The sequence below is a fragment of the Mycolicibacterium pulveris genome (assembly GCF_010725725.1).
Taxonomy (GTDB): domain Bacteria; phylum Actinomycetota; class Actinomycetes; order Mycobacteriales; family Mycobacteriaceae; genus Mycobacterium; species Mycobacterium pulveris.
The window spans coordinates 5,409,682-5,426,845 of record NZ_AP022599.1 but is presented as its reverse complement, the minus strand read 5'-3'; the positions used below and the strand labels follow the sequence as shown (position 1 = coordinate 5,426,845).

The 17,164-nt window shown below is 67.6% G+C and carries 17 protein-coding genes; 11 read left to right on the top strand and 6 right to left on the bottom strand.

The features are described from left to right. Positions 1-10 precede the first annotated feature (10 nt). Positions 11-649 carry a hypothetical protein gene (locus G6N28_RS26305; protein ID WP_163905541.1) on the top strand — a complete coding sequence of 213 codons (639 nt, stop codon included), beginning with the start codon at positions 11-13 and terminating at the stop codon, positions 647-649. Continuing rightward, positions 649-1,035: a DUF1304 domain-containing protein gene (locus G6N28_RS26300; RefSeq protein WP_163906633.1), complete on the top strand. Its 387-nt coding sequence runs from the start codon at positions 649-651 to the stop codon at positions 1,033-1,035. The genes G6N28_RS26305 and G6N28_RS26300 overlap by 1 nt, the downstream gene beginning before the upstream one ends. An 11-nt stretch (positions 1,036-1,046) precedes the next feature. On the opposite strand, the gene G6N28_RS26295 is transcribed toward G6N28_RS26300, so the two are convergent. After that, complete coding sequence (locus G6N28_RS26295) at positions 1,047-1,673, bottom strand: maleylpyruvate isomerase N-terminal domain-containing protein (RefSeq protein ID WP_163905539.1); 627 nt, start codon at positions 1,671-1,673, stop codon at positions 1,047-1,049. A gap of 72 nt (positions 1,674-1,745) precedes the next feature. Here G6N28_RS26295 and G6N28_RS26290 point away from each other — a divergent pair, with 72 nt between their 5' ends. Further along, a complete protein-coding gene (locus G6N28_RS26290) occupies positions 1,746-2,435 on the top strand; it encodes a hypothetical protein (RefSeq protein ID WP_163905538.1) in 690 nt (229 codons plus the stop codon). 230 nt (positions 2,436-2,665) lie between these two features. Next, a complete protein-coding gene (locus G6N28_RS26285) occupies positions 2,666-2,974 on the top strand; it encodes a cytochrome P450 family protein (RefSeq protein WP_163905536.1) in 309 nt (102 codons plus the stop codon). Positions 2,975-2,984: 10 nt separating this feature from the next. Here G6N28_RS26285 and G6N28_RS26280 read toward each other — a convergent pair whose 3' ends face one another. Continuing rightward, positions 2,985-4,427, bottom strand: a complete 1,443-nt coding sequence (locus tag G6N28_RS26280) for an aminobutyraldehyde dehydrogenase (RefSeq protein WP_163905534.1) — start codon at positions 4,425-4,427, stop codon at positions 2,985-2,987. A 262-nt stretch (positions 4,428-4,689) separates the two neighbouring features. On the opposite strand from G6N28_RS26280, the gene yajC reads away from it, so the two are divergent. The 7 genes from yajC to G6N28_RS26245 all read left to right on the top strand — a co-directional run bounded on the left by yajC (position 4,690) and on the right by G6N28_RS26245 (position 13,981). Continuing rightward, complete coding sequence (gene yajC, locus G6N28_RS26275; protein WP_163905532.1) at positions 4,690-5,022, top strand: preprotein translocase subunit YajC; 333 nt, start codon at positions 4,690-4,692, stop codon at positions 5,020-5,022. A gap of 64 nt (positions 5,023-5,086) precedes the next feature. After that, positions 5,087-6,913, top strand: a complete 1,827-nt coding sequence (secD, locus tag G6N28_RS26270) for a protein translocase subunit SecD (protein WP_163905530.1) — start codon at positions 5,087-5,089, stop codon at positions 6,911-6,913. Positions 6,914-6,916: 3 nt separating this feature from the next. Continuing rightward, on the top strand, positions 6,917-8,179 hold the full coding sequence (gene secF / locus G6N28_RS26265) for a protein translocase subunit SecF (protein ID WP_163905528.1): 1,263 nt from the start codon (positions 6,917-6,919) through the stop codon (positions 8,177-8,179). 6 nt (positions 8,180-8,185) lie between these two features. Further along, positions 8,186-9,838, top strand: coding sequence for an ABC transporter substrate-binding protein (locus G6N28_RS26260; RefSeq protein WP_163905526.1), 1,653 nt, complete (start codon positions 8,186-8,188; stop codon positions 9,836-9,838). After that, positions 9,793-10,386, top strand: coding sequence for an adenine phosphoribosyltransferase (locus G6N28_RS26255; RefSeq protein ID WP_163905524.1), 594 nt, complete (start codon positions 9,793-9,795; stop codon positions 10,384-10,386). The genes G6N28_RS26260 and G6N28_RS26255 overlap by 46 nt, the downstream gene beginning before the upstream one ends. A 46-nt stretch (positions 10,387-10,432) precedes the next feature. Next, the gene (locus G6N28_RS26250) at positions 10,433-12,784 is read left to right on the top strand and encodes a RelA/SpoT family protein (RefSeq protein ID WP_163905522.1); all 2,352 of its coding nucleotides are present in this window, start codon (positions 10,433-10,435) and stop codon (positions 12,782-12,784) included. Between the two features lie 30 nt (positions 12,785-12,814). Next, on the top strand, positions 12,815-13,981 hold the full coding sequence (locus G6N28_RS26245; protein WP_235674811.1) for an MSMEG_1130 family ribosome hibernation factor: 1,167 nt from the start codon (positions 12,815-12,817) through the stop codon (positions 13,979-13,981). A gap of 91 nt (positions 13,982-14,072) precedes the next feature. Here the strand turns inward: G6N28_RS26245 and ehuA are convergent, their stop codons facing one another. From ehuA to ehuB, 4 genes are read right to left on the bottom strand one after another with little or no spacing between them, the layout of a single operon-like run. Continuing rightward, entirely contained in the window at positions 14,073-14,837 is a 765-nt protein-coding gene (gene ehuA, locus G6N28_RS26240) for an ectoine/hydroxyectoine ABC transporter ATP-binding protein EhuA (protein ID WP_163905518.1), read from the bottom strand. Position 14,838: 1 nt separating this feature from the next. After that, positions 14,839-15,522 (bottom strand): ectoine/hydroxyectoine ABC transporter permease subunit EhuD, encoded by a 684-nt coding sequence (gene ehuD / locus G6N28_RS26235; protein WP_235674704.1) that lies wholly within the window; start codon positions 15,520-15,522, stop codon positions 14,839-14,841. Continuing rightward, positions 15,503-16,219, bottom strand: a complete 717-nt coding sequence (gene ehuC, locus G6N28_RS26230) for an ectoine/hydroxyectoine ABC transporter permease subunit EhuC (RefSeq protein ID WP_163905516.1) — start codon at positions 16,217-16,219, stop codon at positions 15,503-15,505. The genes ehuD and ehuC overlap by 20 nt, the downstream gene beginning before the upstream one ends. 10 nt (positions 16,220-16,229) lie before the next feature. Next, positions 16,230-17,126: an ectoine/hydroxyectoine ABC transporter substrate-binding protein EhuB gene (gene ehuB / locus G6N28_RS26225; RefSeq protein WP_197745803.1), complete on the bottom strand. Its 897-nt coding sequence runs from the start codon at positions 17,124-17,126 to the stop codon at positions 16,230-16,232. Between the last annotated feature and the right edge of the window lie 38 nt (positions 17,127-17,164).

Genomic DNA, 17,164 nt, shown 5'->3' with positions numbered 1-17,164 from the left:
GAGAATTCCGATGGGCAGCGGAACAATACGGGTCGGCGGGCTGTGCGGACTTGCCTCGGCGGCCGCGATCGTGCCCGCCTACCTCGTCGGATCCCCCGAGGCGCCCGGCGACACCGGCGGTGTGCGATCCTATTTCGACAGCGCCGCATCGTTTCTCACCGCCAACGGCACCTTGCCGGTGGTGCACATCGTCTTCGGCATGCTGTTCTTCGGGGTCCTCTCGGCGACGCTTCGGTCAGCCGCCGGGGCCACGGGCGCGGTCTACACCGCGGTCATCGGCGCCTCGGTGTTCATCGCGTTGACGGCCGCGGGCCTGGCCGCCGAAGTGGCGGTGCCCGCGGCCGTCGTGCAGTTCGACGACCTGACCGTCGTCGAGTACGCGCAGCCGTTCCTCGGGCTGGCGGTGTGGCTCTACCACTACAGCCAACTCGGCGCTGCGGCAGCGATTTTCGCGACGGCTTACGTCGTCTGGCGCACCGCGGTGCTGCCGAAGTGGTCGGCGGCGCTCGGTGTGCTCGGCGTGCCCGCGCTGCTGCACACCTGGATCGGGCTGCCCGGCGCCTACAGCACCGTGGTGTGGCTGGCGTTGACCGGTGTGCTCATGCTGGCGCTGCCGCCGGTCGTGCGCGTGGAAAGCGTCGGGGTGTGATGGGTTTCGTCGCGCTGTTCTTCGCCGGTCTCGCGGCGCTGCTGCACGTCTACATCTGGGTGATGGAGTCGTTCACCTGGACGTCGGCCCGCACCAGGGCGACATTCGGTTTGTCCGAAGAACAAGCGCTCGCCACCCAGGAATTGGCGTTCAACCAGGGCTTCTACAACCTGTTCCTGGCGGTCATCACGCTGACCGGAATCGTCGTCGGTGGCATCGGATACAACTGGGTGGGCATCGCGCTGATCTTCGCAGGCACCGGGTCGATGCTGGCCGCCGCGCTGGTGCTGTTGCTGTCGTCGCCGGACAAGGCGCGCGCCGCGGTCACCCAAGGCCTCTTCCCGCTGCTCGCCGTCGTGTTGCTGGCGTTCGCTGTGACGCTGTAGCGGCGCCGAAGTCAGCGGATCGCAGGCACCGCGGCATCGGGGGCGGCCCGACCGGCCAGCACCTCGACCGCGGCCGTCGGGTCCGGAACGGCGATCAACAGGTCACGGGTCGCCGCCAGCGCCTGCGGTGACGGTTCGACGCCACCGACCGCGGCGGCGAGGTCGAGCAGATGCACGGTGGCCTCCGTCAGCGCGGTCTCGGCGATCACCGCGAGCGTTGTGCTGCCCACGAACGGATAGGCAATCACGGTGTCTGCCGGTGCCGTTGTCTCGCGCAGTGTTTCGGCGGATTCGGCGAATCGACGGGCCGCCGCCTCCGGAGTCAGCTCCGCGGCGTCGGACACCGCCTGCTCGGCGAGGCTGCCGGCGTGCGTGTGGGCGGCACCGCCGGGTTCGTTGAAACGCCGCAACAGAATTGCGGCGTCGGTGACCGCCGCCGGTGGATCCACCACCGCCTCGGCGAGCCGGGTGAACATCGCGGAATCCGGGCACACGTGCGCGACCAGCGCCGCGACATTCCAGCCCGCGCAGCGCGTGGGCGTGGACCATTCCTCGGCGCTGAGTTGGCTGCAGCGCCCAGACCACCGCTCCCACGCGTCGGCCAACACCGCCCGGGCTGCCCCACCGTCAAGTCGCATACCGCCCAACCTAGCGACGCCGGATTACGCGGGCGTCGAGGTGGGTAATCAGCCGGGGATCAAGGAGGCATCATGACCAACACGCGTGTACCCACCAGGGGCGGCCGACTGCACATGCGGCGCAGTCGGGGCGCCGCAAGCGGCTTGCTGTTGATTCTTTTGGGTGCGTGGGGTGCGCTCATTCCGTTCATCGGTCCGCTGTTCAACTTCGCGTTCAGCCCGGACCGGGCGTGGACGTGGACCACCGGACGGGGCTGGCTGGAGGTGCTACCCGGGGCGGTGACCGCGTTGGGTGGTCTGATGCTGCTGGTGTCACGTAACCGGGCGACGGCCATGTTCGGCGGCTGGCTCGCCGTTGCCGGCGGTGCCTGGTTCGTCATCGGCCGTGCCCTGGCGGGCCCGCTCGGAATCGGCGACGCCGGCGCGCCGGTCGCGGCCACCGAGGCCAAGCGCGTGGCGCTGGAGCTGACGTACTTCTACGGCCTTGGCGCGCTGATCGTGCTCCTGGGCGGCGCCGCGCTCGGCCGCATCTCGGTGCGCAGCGTGCGTGACGTCGAGTGGGCGGACCGTACGACGACCACCGTGGCCGAGCCCGCGCCCGCAGCAGCGGTATCTGCCGACCGGTCTGAGCCCGCGATGGCCGATCAGCACACCGAGGTCATCGGGCCGACCGCGGATTCCGCGCAACCGCGCCGTCGCAGCTGGCGCAACATGTTTCGCAGCAACGGCGGCCACCGCGGACAGCGGCTCGCGCACCGTTGATACTCGCGCCCGGTGACCCGGGCAACCGCAAAGTGTCCCGTGCCCCAACGGCATCGGGGCACTTTGCGTGCCAGCACTCGGTGACGTGGATCCCAACGCCACCTGGATGGGACGAGGTTCACCCACGACATGTGATCTGCGTGACGGCAGCCCTCGATTCGGGAAGATAGCCTGGCTATCTAAACGTTTACCGTACGTACGCTAATCCCGATTCTTCTGAGGAGGCCGGCATGCCTGAACGGCCTGGCATCACCGATTCCATTGTTGCACGCCAAAATTCAGCCACCGCGCTCTGCGAGGCATTCGGGTTCCCCGAAGAGGACTGGCCGTTGTTCGCCCGGTGGGCCGCCGCACCGTTGTCGCCGCGAGACGAAGAGGCGCTGTATCAGTACGTCGATCTCAAGATCGCCGAGCGGTGCTGGAAGCCCACCGATGACCTGTTGTCGAACCTGATCGACCTCGAGGTCGACGGGGTCGAACTCACCGTCGATGAGATCTATCGCTTCGTGGCGACGCTGTTGACCGACGGCGTCTTCTGAGCCGGGGCGGCTAACCCGTGTAGGCCATCACATGCTTGATGCGGGTGTAGTCCTCCAAGCCGTACATCGACAGGTCCTTGCCGTGGCCGGAGGACTTGAAGCCGCCGTGGGGCATCTCGGCCACCAGCGGAATATGGGTGTTGATCCACACGCAGCCGAAGTCCAGCGCGGCCGGGACCCGCAACGCCCGTGACACGTCGCGGGTCCACACCGACGACGCCAACCCGTACTCCACCCCGTTGGCCCAGGCCAGCGCCTCCTCCTCGGCGGAGAAGGTCTGCACGGTGATGACCGGGCCGAAGATCTCCTGCCGGCTCAACCGGTCGTCGTGGCGCAGCCCGCCGATCACCGTCGGCTCGACGTAGAAGCCCCGGTCACCCTGCCGTGCTCCGCCGACGGCCACGCTGGCGTGCGACGGCACCTCGCCGAGAAGTCCCAGCACCCGCTCGAGCTGGTTGGCGTTGTTGACCGGCGGCACCCAGGCGTCCTCGTCGTCAGCCGGCCTGCCGAACGTCGTCGTCGCGCCCCGCGCCTGCTCGGCCAGCGCATCGGTCAGGTCGGCGGCCACCTTGGCGTCGACCAGCACCCGGGTGGCCGCGGTGCAGTCCTGCCCGGCGTTGAAGTAGCCCGCCGTGGCGATACCCGCTGCGGCCGCCGCGATGTCGCAGTCGTCGAACACCAGCACCGGTGCCTTGCCGCCCAACTCCAGATGCGTGCGCTTCAAATGCCCGCCTGCGCTGACGGCCACCGCTCGGCCCGCGGCCACCGAACCGGTGATCGACACCATCTGCGGCATCGGGTGCGCGATCACCGCGGCACCCGTGTCCCGGTCACCGCAGATCACGTTGAGCACGCCGGGCGGCACATGTCGCGCCGCGATTTCGGCGAGCATCACCGTTGTCACCGGGGTGGTGTCGCTGGGCTTGAGCACGACGGTGTTGCCGGCGGCGATCGCGGGCACGAACTTCCAGATCGCCATCATCATCGGGTAATTCCACGGCGCTACCTGGCCGACCACCCCGACCGGCTCGCGGCGGATCCACGAGGTGTGGTCGGCCATGTACTCGCCGGCGGACTTGCCCTCCAGCACCCGTGCCGCACCGGCGAAGAACCTGATCTGGTCGACCATCGGCGGGATCTCCTCGGCCATGGTGACGTGGTTGGGTTTGCCGGTGTTGCGGCCCTCGGCCTCGACCAGTTCGGTGGCGTGTTTCTCCACGTCGTCGGCGAAGTCGAGCAGCGCCTTCTGCCGCGCCGCCGGGGTGGTGCGCTTCCAGTCGATGAACGCCGTGGCCGCCGCGGCGTAGGCGCTGTCGATGTCGGCCTCGGTGGAGATCGGGGCGCTGCCGTACCTCTCGCCGGTGCTGGGGTCGACCAACGCCATCGTGGCCCCGCTCGACGAGTCGACACGCTCGCCGCCGATGAAGTTTTCAACGCGCAACGTGTCGGCCATCGGGGCGCTCCCGTCGTCGTAGGTCGGTAAGGATCAGCACACGCCACACCGCGAATTGCACCGATTCGATCACAATTTCCGCGCGCTGGCGACGGCTTCGCCGGCCATAGGGGCAGATGGCAACGGATTTCGTCGTGCGGACCGGGACGCCGGGTGCGTGCATTCATCGGCGCGGGCACAATGGCACACTGGTCACTTACGAGGCGCTTGGCCTGCCGTCTGCGCGCCGTGACCGCAAGACCTAACGAAAGAACCCATCCTCATGGATCTCGTCATCTTCCTGCCCCTGCTCATCGTGCTGGGCGCGTTCATGTTCTTCGCGTCGCGGCGCCAGAAGAAGGCGATGCAGGCCACCATCGATTTGCACAATTCGCTTCAGGTCGGCGACCGGATTCACACCACCTCCGGCCTGGAAGGCACCATCGTCACGATCACCGACGACGACGTCGAGTTGGAGATCGCCCCGGGAGTCGTCACGACCTGGATGAAGCTCGCCGTCCGCGACCGCATCGAAGACGACGACGAGTTCGATGAGGACGACGAATCGACCGCCACCGAACTCACCGACAGCCCCAACACGAAGACTGACAACTGAGGACTCAGCAAGAGCACGTACGCTTTGCGGTGCTGACGAACTGACCTCAAGGAGACCCTGAAACGTGGCATCGTCTTCGGCGCCGGTGCACCCATACCGCTATCTGTCGCTGTTCTTGGCGTTGCTCATCGGCGCTTACCTCCTTGTCTTTCTCACCGGAGACAAGCAGGCCGAGCCGAAATTGGGCATCGACCTGCAGGGTGGCACCCGTGTCACCCTGACCGCGCGCACACCGGACGGATCGGCGCCCACCCGCGAGGCGCTCAACCAGGCCCAGCAGATCATCAACGACCGCGTCAACGGGTTGGGCGTCTCGGGCTCTGAGGTCATCATCGACGGCAACAACCTGGTCATCACCGTGCCCGGCAGCGACACCAGCGACGCGCGCAGCCTCGGCCAGACCGCACGGCTCTACATCCGGCCGGTCATCCACGCCATCCCCGCCATGCAGCAGCCGCCGACGGAGGGGCCCGAGGGCGCGCCGCCCGCCACCCCCGGTGGCATACCGGGTCTGCCGGGAATGCCCGGACTCCCCGGCATGCCCGGGATGCCCGCTCCCGCCGAACCGGGCGCCCCGCTGCCCGCCGAAGGTGGGCAGCAACCCGCGCAGGGCGGGCAGGAGACGCCGCCGCCCGCGCCGCAGCCGCGTCCGTACCCCGAGGAACCGCCGGCGCAGCCCGCGCCGACGCCGCCGCCGACGCCGGGCACCCCGGCGCCGCCGTCACCCAGCCCTGCACCACCGCCGCCCCCCGGCGAGGCGCCCAAGTCGCCCGAGGACGTGCCGCTGCAGAAGCGCATCGACGACGAAAAGCAGTTGCGTCAGAGCACCGACCAGACGATCCAGATCCTGGCGCTGCAGTTTCAGGCCACCCGTTGCGGCGAGGACGACGTCCTGGCCGGCCACGACGACCCGAACCAGCCGCTGATCACGTGCTCGACCAACGGCGAAGAGGTGTACCTGCTGGCCCCCTCGATCATCAGCGGCGAGCAGATCGAGAACGCCAACTCGGGTCTGGATCAGCAGCGCGGCGAATACGTCGTGGATCTGCAGTTCAAGAGTGACGCCTCCAAGACCTGGGCTGACTTCACCGCCGCCAACGTCGGCACCCAGACCGCGTTCGTGCTCGACTCCAAGGTCGTCAGCGCACCGGCGATCCAGGAGGCGATCCCGGGCGGCCGGACCCAGATCACCGGACAGTTCAACCAGCAGTCGGCACGCGAGCTCGCCAACGTGCTGAAGTACGGTTCGCTGCCGTTGTCGTTCGAATCCTCAGAAGCCGAAACCGTCTCGGCCACACTGGGACTGTCCTCGCTGCGGGCGGGTCTGATCGCCGGCGCGGTGGGGCTGGCGGCCGTGCTGTTGTACTCGCTGCTGTTCTACCGGCTGCTGGGGATTCTGGTCGCGCTGTCGCTGGTCGCTTCCGGCGCAATGGTTTACGCGATACTCGTGCTGCTCGGCAGATGGATCAACTACACGCTGGATCTCGCCGGCATCGCGGGTCTGGTCATCGGTATCGGTATGACGGCCGACTCGTTCGTGGTGTTCTTCGAACGCATCAAAGACGAGATACGCGAAGGCCGTTCGTTCCGCTCTGCGGTACCACGCGGTTGGGCCAGGGCGCGCAAGACGATCGTGTCCGGAAACGCCGTGACGCTGCTGGCCGCGGTGGTGCTGTACATCCTGGCGGTCGGCCAGGTGAAGGGCTTCGCCTTCACCCTGGGCCTGACGACCGTGCTCGACGTCACCGTCGTCTTCCTGGTCACCTGGCCGCTGGTGTATCTGGCGTCGAAGTCGACGACATTCGCCAAACCGGCGTTCAACGGCCTCGGGGCGGTGCAGCAGATCGCCCGAGAGCGACGAGCGGCGGCACACGCGACGGGACGGAACTGAGAGATGGCCGCTAAACACACGTCCGAATCGACCGCCGTGGAGGCGCCCAGCCTGGAATCGGCGACGCCCAAGCACAACTTCTTCATGCGCCTCTACACCGGCACCGGGGCGTTCGAGGTGGTCGGCAGGCGCAAGCTGTGGTTCACGGTCAGCGGTCTGATCGTCGCGGTGTGCATCGCCAGCATGCTGTTGCGCGGGTTCACCCTGGGCATCGACTTCGAGGGCGGCACCAAGGTGGCGGTACCCGCGGCCACCGAGACGGGCACCATCTCGGTGCAGCAGGTCGAGGATGTGTTCACCGAGACGCTGGGCAAGACCCCCGAATCCGTCGTCCTGGTCGGCAGCGGCGGATCGGCCACCGTGCAGATCCGCTCCGAGCACTTGACCAACGAGGAGACCGAAGAGCTGCGCACCGCGCTGTTCGACGAATTCAAACCCCTTGGCAGCGACGGTGTTCCGAGCAGGCTGGCGATCAGCGACTCGGCGGTCTCGGAGACCTGGGGCGGTCAGATCACCCAGAAGGCGCTGATCGCCCTGGTGGTGTTCGTCGTGCTGGCCACCATCTACATCACCGTGCGCTACGAGCGCTACATGTCGATCGCGGCGATGGCGACGCTGGCGTTCGACATCATCGTCACCGCGGGCGTGTACTCGATCGTCGGCTTCGAGGTCACCCCGGCCATGGTGATCGGTCTGCTGACAATCCTCGGCTTCTCCCTCTACGACACCGTCATCGTGTTCGACAAGGTCGAGGAGAACACCCAGGGCTTCGAGCACACCACCCGCCGCACCTTCGCCGAACAGGCCAACCTGGCCGTCAACCAGACCTTCATGCGGTCGATCAACACCAGCGTGATCTCGGTGCTGCCGATCGTGGCGCTGATGGTGATCGCGGTGTGGATGCTGGGCGTCGGCACCCTGATGGACCTGGCGCTGGTGCAGATGGTCGGCGTGGTCGTCGGCACCTACTCGTCGATCTTCTTCGCCACCCCGCTGCTGGTGAGCATGCGCGAGCGCACCGAGCTGGTGCGCAACCACACCCGCCGGGTGATGAACCGCCGCAAGGGCGCCGAAGCCAAGGCCGCCGACGCCGACGACACCGGCAACGAGGCGGGCAAGGACGACGAACCGCAGACCGTCGCCGCGGCACCGGCCGCGAGCAGCACCCCGCCGCCGGACAAGCCCGCGCCGGGCGCGCGGCCCGTACGGCCAACCACGAGCCGAACCGGGCGACCGTCGGGTAAGCGCAACACGCGGCGGCGGTAGCCGGAGATGACGGGCCGGTGCCGGCGCGGCGGTGTGTTGGCGGCTGTTCTGGTGCTGGGCGCCGCGGGGTTGGCGTCGTGTTCGCGTAGCCCCGCCGACAGCATCGACTACGCCGTGGACGGCCCCGTGACCACCTACAACACCAACACGGTCGAGGGGGCGGCCTCAGCGGCTCCGCAGGCTTTCGCCCGCGTGCTGACGGGCTTCACCTATCACGGCCCCGACGGCCAGATCGTCGGCGACACCGACTTCGGTTCGGTCTCGGTGGTGGGCCGCAGCCCGCTGGTGCTCGACTACGAAATCGACGCCGACGCGGTGTACTCCGACGGTAAACCCGTCACCTGCGACGACATGGTGCTGGCCTGGGCATCGCAGGCCGGCCGGTTCCCGGGTTTCGACGCGGCCAGCCGCGCCGGATACAGCGACATCGCCGGCATCGAGTGCACACCCGGGCAGAAGAAGGCGCGGGTGTCGTTCTTCCCGGACCGCGGCTTCGTCGACTACGGCCAGCTGTTCAGCGCGACGTCGATGATGCCGTCGCACGTCATCGCCGACGTCCTGGGGCTGGGTGACGGAGGGGTGGCCACCGCGATCGCCGACAACGACGGCGCGACGGTCGAGCGCATCGCGCAGGTCTGGAACAGCACCTGGGCGCTCACGCCCGATCTTGACCTCAAGAAGTTCCCGTCGTCGGGCCCCTACAAGCTGGACTCGGTGACCGACGAGGGCGCGATCGTGCTGGTCGCCAACGACAAGTGGTGGGGCGCGGCGCCGGTCACCAAGAAGGTCACCGTCTGGCCGCGGCCCGACAACATGCAGGATCGGGTCAACGAGGGCGCTTACGACGTCGTCGACATCGCCACCGGTTCGTGGGGCACGCTGAACCCGCCCGACGACTATGTCCGCACGGAGTCGCCGTCGGCGTCCATCGAGCAGCTGATCTTCGCCTCCCAGGGCCCGCTGGCGGCCGTCCCGGCGCGCCGCGCGTTGGCCCATTGCACGCCGCGTGACATGATCGCGCGCAACGCCCAGATGCCGATCGCCAACGCGCGTTTGAACCCGACCACCGAAGACGCCTACAGCGCCGTGGAAGGAGCCGCCGAGGCCAGCGGGTTCGTCGCCGCCAACCCTGACGCCGCGCGCGGCGCGCTGGAAGGGCGTCCGCTGACCGTGCGCATCGGCTATCAGAGCCCCAACCCGCGCATGGCCGCGACCGTCGGCGCCATCGCCCAGGCATGTGCACCGGCCGGCATCACCGTCGAAGACGTCGCCACCGACACGACGGGACCGATAACGTTGCGCAACAACGAGATCGACGTGCTTATCGCCACCACCGGCGGGTCGCCCGGCAGCGGGTCGAGCGGATCGTCCGCCATGGACGCCTACGATCTGCACTCGGCCAACGGCAACAACCTGTCGCGCTTCTCCAACCCCCGGATCGACGAGATCATCGCGACGTTGGCGGTCACCGCCGACCCCAAGGAGACCGCGCGGCTGCTCGGTGAGGGCGGAACCATTCTGTGGGCCGACATGCCGACCCTGCCGCTGTACCGTCAGCAGCGCACCGTGCTGACGTCGAACAAAATGTACGCGGTAGCGAGCAACCCGACGAGATGGGGTGCGGGGTGGAACATGGACCGTTGGAGCCTGGCGCGGTGACCGGGGCCACCGAACCGGCGTCGGGTTCGGAGGTGTCGGCGTTCATCGCCTCGAAATTGCGCGAAGTGCCCGACTTTCCCGAACTGGGCGTGCAGTTCAAGGACCTGACTCCGCTGCTGGCCGACGCGCACGGGCTCGCGGTCGTCACCGATGCGCTGGCGCAGGCCGCGCGGGGCGCCGAGCTGGTCGCAGGCATCGACGCCCGTGGTTTCCTGCTCGGCGCCGCGGTCGCCATCCGGCTCGGCACCGGGGTGCTGGCGGTCCGCAAAGGCGGCAAGCTGCCGCCGCCGGTGCGCAGCGAAACCTATGTGCTCGAGTACGGCACGGCGGCGCTGGAGATTCCCGCCGACGGCATCGAGCTCACCGGGCGCTCGGTGTTCATCATCGACGACGTGCTGGCCACCGGCGGGACCGTGGCGGCCACCGCGAAACTGCTGGACCATGCGGGCGCGACGGTGACCGGTGCCGCCGTCGTGCTCGAACTGGCCGCGCTGCAGGGCCGCGCCGCCATCTCCGGCCTGCGGGTGACGTCCCTGCACACCATCTGAACGATATCCTCGAAGTCTGGAGGATTTCGCTGGACAGGAGGTGACCATGGCTGACGAGCCCCGCACGGGACCGGCCCTGCAATCGCCTCCCGCGGCGCAGTCGCCCGAAACCCAACCGCTGGAGGTGCCCAAGACCTCGACCAGCGCGTCGCGGCGGGTGCGCGCCCGGCTGGCCCGCCGGATGACCGCGCAGCGCAGCGCCATCAACCCGGTGCTCGAGCCGCTGGTCGCGGTGCACAAGGAGTTCTACCCGAAGGCCAACCTGCAATTGCTGCAGCGCGCGTACGAGGTGGCCGAGGAGCGCCACGCCGATCAGCTGCGCCGCTCCGGTGACCCGTACATCACCCATCCGCTGGCGGTGGCCAACATCCTGGCCGAACTGGGGATGGACACCACCACGCTGATCGCCGCGCTGCTGCACGACACCGTCGAGGACACCGGCTACACCCTGGAGGCGTTGACCGAGGAGTTCGGCACCGAGGTTGCCCACCTCGTCGACGGCGTCACCAAGCTGGATCAGGTCGCGCTGGGCACGGCGGCCGAGGGCGAAACCATCCGCAAGATGATCATCGCGATGGCCCGCGACGCGCGCGTGCTGGTCATCAAGGTCGCCGACCGGCTGCACAACATGCGCACCATGCGGTTCCTGCCGCCGGAGAAGCAGGTCCGCAAGGCCCGCGAAACGCTGGAAGTCATTGCGCCGCTGGCGCATCGGCTCGGCATGGCCACGGTGAAATGGGAGCTCGAAGACCTGGCGTTCGCGATCCTGCACCCCAAGAAGTACGACGAGATCGTGCGCCTGGTCGCCGACCGGGCGCCGTCGCGTGACACCTACCTGGCCAAGGTGCGCGACGAGATCGCCGCCACGCTCAGCGCTTCGAAGATCGACGCGGTGGTGGAAGGCCGACCCAAGCACTACTGGTCGATCTATCAGAAGATGATCGTCAAGGGCCGCGACTTCGACGACATCCACGACCTGGTCGGGGTGCGGATCCTGTGCGACGAGATCCGGGACTGTTACGCCGCGCTCGGCGTGGTGCACTCGTTGTGGCAGCCGATGGCCGGGCGGTTCAAGGACTACATCGCCCAGCCCCGCTACGGGGTGTACCAGTCGCTGCACACCACGGTCATCGGCTCCGAGGGCAAGCCGCTGGAGATCCAGATCCGCACCCACGACATGCACAAGACCGCCGAGTGGGGCATCGCCGCGCACTGGCGGTACAAGGAATCCAAGGGCCGCAACGGGGTTCCGCATCCCCACGCCGCCGCCGAGATCGACGACATGGCGTGGATGCGTCAACTGCTCGACTGGCAGCGGGAGGCCGCCGACCCCGGCGAGTTCCTCGAATCCCTGCGCTACGACCTTGCCGTGCAGGAGATCTTCGTGTTCACCCCGAAGGGCGACGTGGTCACCCTTCCGACGGGGTCCACGCCCGTGGACTTCGCCTACGCGGTGCACACCGAGGTCGGTCACCGCTGTATCGGCGCGCGGGTCAACGGCCGACTGGTAGCGCTGGAGCGCAAACTCGAAAACGGGGAAGTCGTCGAGGTTTTCACGTCCAAGGCGCCCAACGCCGGGCCGTCACGCGACTGGCAGAGCTTTGTGGTGTCGCCGCGCGCGAAGGCCAAGATCCGCCAGTGGTTCGCCAAGGAGCGACGCGAGGAGGCGCTGGAGGCGGGTAAAGAAGCCATCGCCCGCGAGGTACGGCGAGGCGGACTTCCGTTGCAGCGCTTGATGAGTGCGGAGTCGATGGCCAGTTTGGCCAGGGACCTGCGGTACGCCGACGTGTCGGCGCTGTACACCGCCATCGGCGAGGGGCACGTGTCGGCGCGTCACGTGGTGCAGCGCCTGGTGGCCCAGTTCGGCGGCGACGAGGAAGCCGTCGACGAGCTCGCTGAGCGGTCCACCCCGTCGACCATGCCGGTGCGCCAACGCAGCTCCGAGGACGTCGGCGTCGCGGTGCCCGGCGCCCCGGGAGTGTTGACCAAGCTGGCCAAGTGCTGCACGCCGGTACCCGGTGACAACATCATGGGTTTCGTCACCCGAGGCGGCGGCGTCAGCGTGCACCGCACCGACTGCACCAACGCCGCGTCGCTGCAACAACAGTCGGAGCGCATCATCGATGTGCTGTGGGCGCCGTCGCCGTCCTCGGTGTTCCTGGTGGCCATCCAGGTCGAAGCGCTGGATCGGCACCGGCTGTTGTCCGACGTGACACGGGTGCTGGCCGACGAGAAGGTGAACATCCTGTCGGCGTCGGTGACGACGTCCAACGATCGGGTGGCGATCAGCCGCTTCACCTTCGAGATGGGTGACCCCAAGCATTTGGGGCATGTGCTTAATGTGGTGCGCAATGTCGAGGGCGTCTACGACGTCTACCGGGTGACGTCCGCGGCCTGATCGCCGCTGATGGGAGTGGAAAACGTGGTCATGCTTGAGCAACTCGACGACGCAGGTTTGCGAGAACTGTCGCGACGCGGTGACGAACTCGGCGTGTTGTCCGTCTACGTGAACGCCGATCCGAGCCAGGATCCGAACCTGCTCGCCGCCGCCATCGACCTCAAGAACCGGTACCGCGAGTTGCAGCGCCGAGCCTCCGAGGACGGCAGCTTGGAGCGCGGCCGCGAGGTGGCCGCCGCACTGGACCGGCTCTGGCCGCAGATCGAAACCCTGCTGACCCCGGCCGTGTCGGGCCGCGGGCGCATCGCCTTCTTCGGGCTGGGCAGCGACTGGACGTCGCACCTGGAAAGCGCGATGCCGGTGACCACCCGATTGGTGTTTGACAGCGGCCCGTTCATTCACCCGCTGCTCGAGATGCTCGACGAAGGCCGCAAAGCGGGTGTCGTCATCATCACCGCCGACGACGCCCGCCTGCTCGAGTGGCACGTGGGTGTGCTGCGCGCGGTGCAGACGATGGAGAACGAGTACGTCCAGGCGCCGCATGAGCGGGCCGGCCAGATCGGCGGCGGCCCGCCCGGGCAGTTCAACACCCCGGTGCGCGAACAGCGCAAGGCCCGCCAGCGCGAACGCAGCGAGCGATTTTTGGACCAGGTGGTCGACGCGGTCGCGAAGGTGGCCGAGGAGAACGGCTGGCAGCGGATCCTCGTCTCCGGGGGCGACACCTGGACCGACGCCGCGATTTCGCGGTTTCCGGCGACCGTTCGGGACAAGGTGCTCGCCGACACCCGGGTCCTCAGCGGGGTCGACGACGCGTCACTGGCCCGCATGGTCACCGAACGGCTGCACACCCAGCACAAGGAGTACGAGCAACAGCTGTTGACCCAGGTGCGCGAGGCCGCCGGGACCAAGTCCGGCGCGTTGGGGTTGTCGGAGGTGACCGGGGCGCTGAACGACGGCAGGGTCGCGCATCTGGTGTACGACCCGGAAGTCCGCTACGTGGGCTCGGTGGACGCCAACGGGTTGCTCTACGCCGGCGAAGAGGCGCCTCCCAGCGCGAAAGCGACGCCCGAGCCCCGGCTTACCGAACGGCTCGTCGAGCGGGCACTCGAGATCGATGCGCGGATCACCCCCGTCGAGGGTGCGTCCGGCGGCGTGCTGGCCGAGGCCAACGGCATCGGCGCGCTGCTGCGCTGGTAGCCGGTCGACTTTTTCGCCGAGTGTGCGGTTTCATCCGCGACACGCCGGGACGCGCGGATGAGACCGCACAATCGATGGGCTAGGCGGGAATTCAACCGCGCTCCAGCACCGCCCGCAAAAACGCTCGGGTGCGGTCGCTTTCGGGATCGGTGAACAGCTTGTCCGGCGGCGCGTCCTCCACGATGCGGCCGTGGTCGAGCATGAGCACCCTGTCGGAAACGTCGCGGGCGAAATCCATTTCGTGGGTGACGCACAGAAACGTGATGTCCGTGCTGGCGGCGATGTCCTTGAGCAGCGCAAGGACTCCGGCCACCAACTCCGGGTCCAGCGCCGAGGTGACCTCGTCGAGCAGCAGCACCTCGGGTTGCATGGCCAGCGCGCGGGCGATCGCGACCCGCTGCTGCTGGCCGCCCGACAGCTGGTAGGGGCGCGCATCGACCTTGTCGGCCAGCCCGACCAGCTCCAGCAGCTCGCGCGCCCTGACCTCGGCCTCGGCGCGGGGCAGGCCCAGCGAGCGGATCGGCGCCTCGGTGATGTTCTGCAGCACCCGCATGTTGGGGAAGAGGTTGAACTGCTGGAACACCATACCGATTCGTCTGCGGACCTCCCGTTGATGTTTCTCGTCGGCAGGCACCTGCTTGCCGACGCGGGTCATGTGGCTCAGGCACTGCCCGCCGACGAAGATGCGCCCCTCGTCGACCTGTTCCAACGTCATCAGCAGCCGAAGGACCGTCGTCTTGCCCGAACCGCTGGGACCGATGAGCGCGACGAACTCGCTCGGCCGTACCGAGAAACTCAGATGGTCGAGCACGGTGGTGTCGTCGAACCGCTTGACGACCTGGTCGAACCGAATCATCTCAGCCGGTGTATCTGACACGCCGCTCCATCCATCGCACCAGTAGGGACGCCGAGTAACTGAGCACGAGGAACAGCACGCCGGCGATCGTGATCGGCTCGACGTAGCGGAACGCGCGGGAGCCGAGCTGGTTGGCGACGCCGACGATGTCGAGCACGCCGATCATCAACAGCAGCGGCGTCTCCTTGAGCATCGAGATCGTGTAATTGCCCAGCGCAGGCAGCACCCGCGGAATGGCCTGCGGAAGGATCACCGCGGTCCACACCCGTCGGCGGGGAAGGTTGAGCGCGACAGCCGCCTCCCACTGGCCGGCCGGCACCGCTTCGATGCCGGCCCGATACACCTCGGCGGTGTAGGTCGAGTAGTGCAGCCCGATCGCGATGATGCCGGTGGTCAGCGGCTCGAACTTGAGACCGAAGTCGGGCAGCACGAAGAAGAAAAAGAAGATCTGCACCAAAAGCGGTGTGCTGCGTACGAACTCGATGAACGCCCAAGTAACGGTGCTGACCACGCGGATGCGTGACCGGCGCAGCAGCGCCAGCACCAGCCCCAGGCTGTAGGCCAGTACCGAACCGGCGACGGTCGCCACGAACGTGATGCGCAGACCGTCCCCGACGATCTTCGGCAGCACCTCCCACGCGAAATCCCAGTCCCACAGCACCGGATCAGCCCGTCCGTCGGGCACTCAACGCCGCCAGCACACCCCGGCGCTGCGGAGGCCTGCGGCCGGCGATCTGGGCGGTCCGGCGTTCCAGCATGCGCATGCCGAAGGTGATCGCCACGGCCAACGCCAGATAGAACAGCAACACGATCGTCCAGATCGTGGGCGCCTGCGAGATGAACCGGTCGATCAACACCTCGCGCGCCTGATAGGTCATCTCGTGCACGGTGATGATGGTCAACAGCGCACTGCTCTTGAGCAACTGGATGAACAGGTTGTTGAACGGGGGCACCATCTCCACCAGTGCCTGCGGCAGGATGACCCGCAGCATGCGTTGAGTGCGGCTGAGATTCAGTGCGACGCAACCTTCATACTGTTCCCTCGGCACCGCCTGAATCGCACCGCGTACGATCTCTGCACCGTAGGCGCCGTGGTTCAGCCCGAGCACGATGATGCCCGCGGCCAGCGGCACGATCTGGAATCCGACGAGCACCGGCAACACGAAGTAGATCCACATCAGCTGGACCACTTCGGAGGTGCCCCGCCAGATCTCCACGTAGAGCCGGGCGAACCCGCGAACCAGCCGGGACCGAGACAGCATCGCCAGCCCGAACCCGAACGACAGCACGGTGGCGATGAGGATGCCGCCGACCGTCGCCTCGACCGTGAGTAGCAGCCCTTGGGAGATGGTCTCGACGAACAGCCCGATGTTGTCGAACATCACGGACGCCTCAGGCGGCCTCGCACAGCTGCGCGGTGGTCAGGTCTTCGGGCGGCAGGTTGTCCTCGGTGAACCCGAACGGCTTGACGATGTCGAGCCACTGGCCGCTGTCGTGCAGCCTGTCGAGCTCGGCGTTGAACTCTTCGACCAGCGGGTCATCGCCCTTGCGGAACACGAAGCCGCCAGCCTGAATCTGCTTCTGGCCATTGACAACCGGAACGAAACCCGCGGTTACCTCAAGCGGCGCGGTGGGGTTGTCGGCCAACATCCGCCGCAGCGAGATGTCGGTCAGCGCCCCGGCGTAGGCGCGCCCGTCGAGCAGCGCCTGCAACATCTCCGGTTGACCCTCGTACGGCTGAATGTCGCCTGCGGGGATACCCAGATCGTGAGCAACCGCCTCTTCGACCGTGCCCGAGAGCACCGCGAGCTTGAGGCCCTTGGCTTTGATGTCGTCAAAGTTGTTGGCCTGCTCAGGGTTTCCCTTCGGCACCAACAACGCCGTCGGGGTGACGTAGTCGACCGCCGAGAACTGGGCGTTGTCGCACCGGGCAGGCAGAATCGCCATGCCCGCTGCGACCATGTCGAACTGGCCCGCGTTGAGCGCCGGTATCAACTGGCTGAACTCGACCTGGGTCGCGTCGACGTTTTCGATACCCATCGCGTTGAACACCGCTTTGGCGACTTCGGGTGCCTCCCCGGTGACTTGGCCGTCGGCGGTGTAGCCGTAGGGCACCTCCCCGGCGATGCCGATTTTGATGGAGTTGGCATCCTTGACCCGTTGCAGGGTGCCGCCCTCGCCGGATTCCGGCACCCGCGAGCATCCGGTGAGGACAAGCAGCGCGCTGAGCGCAAGCGCCCCGGTTGCCTTTCCGACCCTCAAAAAGTTCCGTCGTGTCGAGTTCCTCATGGACATCCTTTTCGCGTTCACACGTTCACGTTCGTATC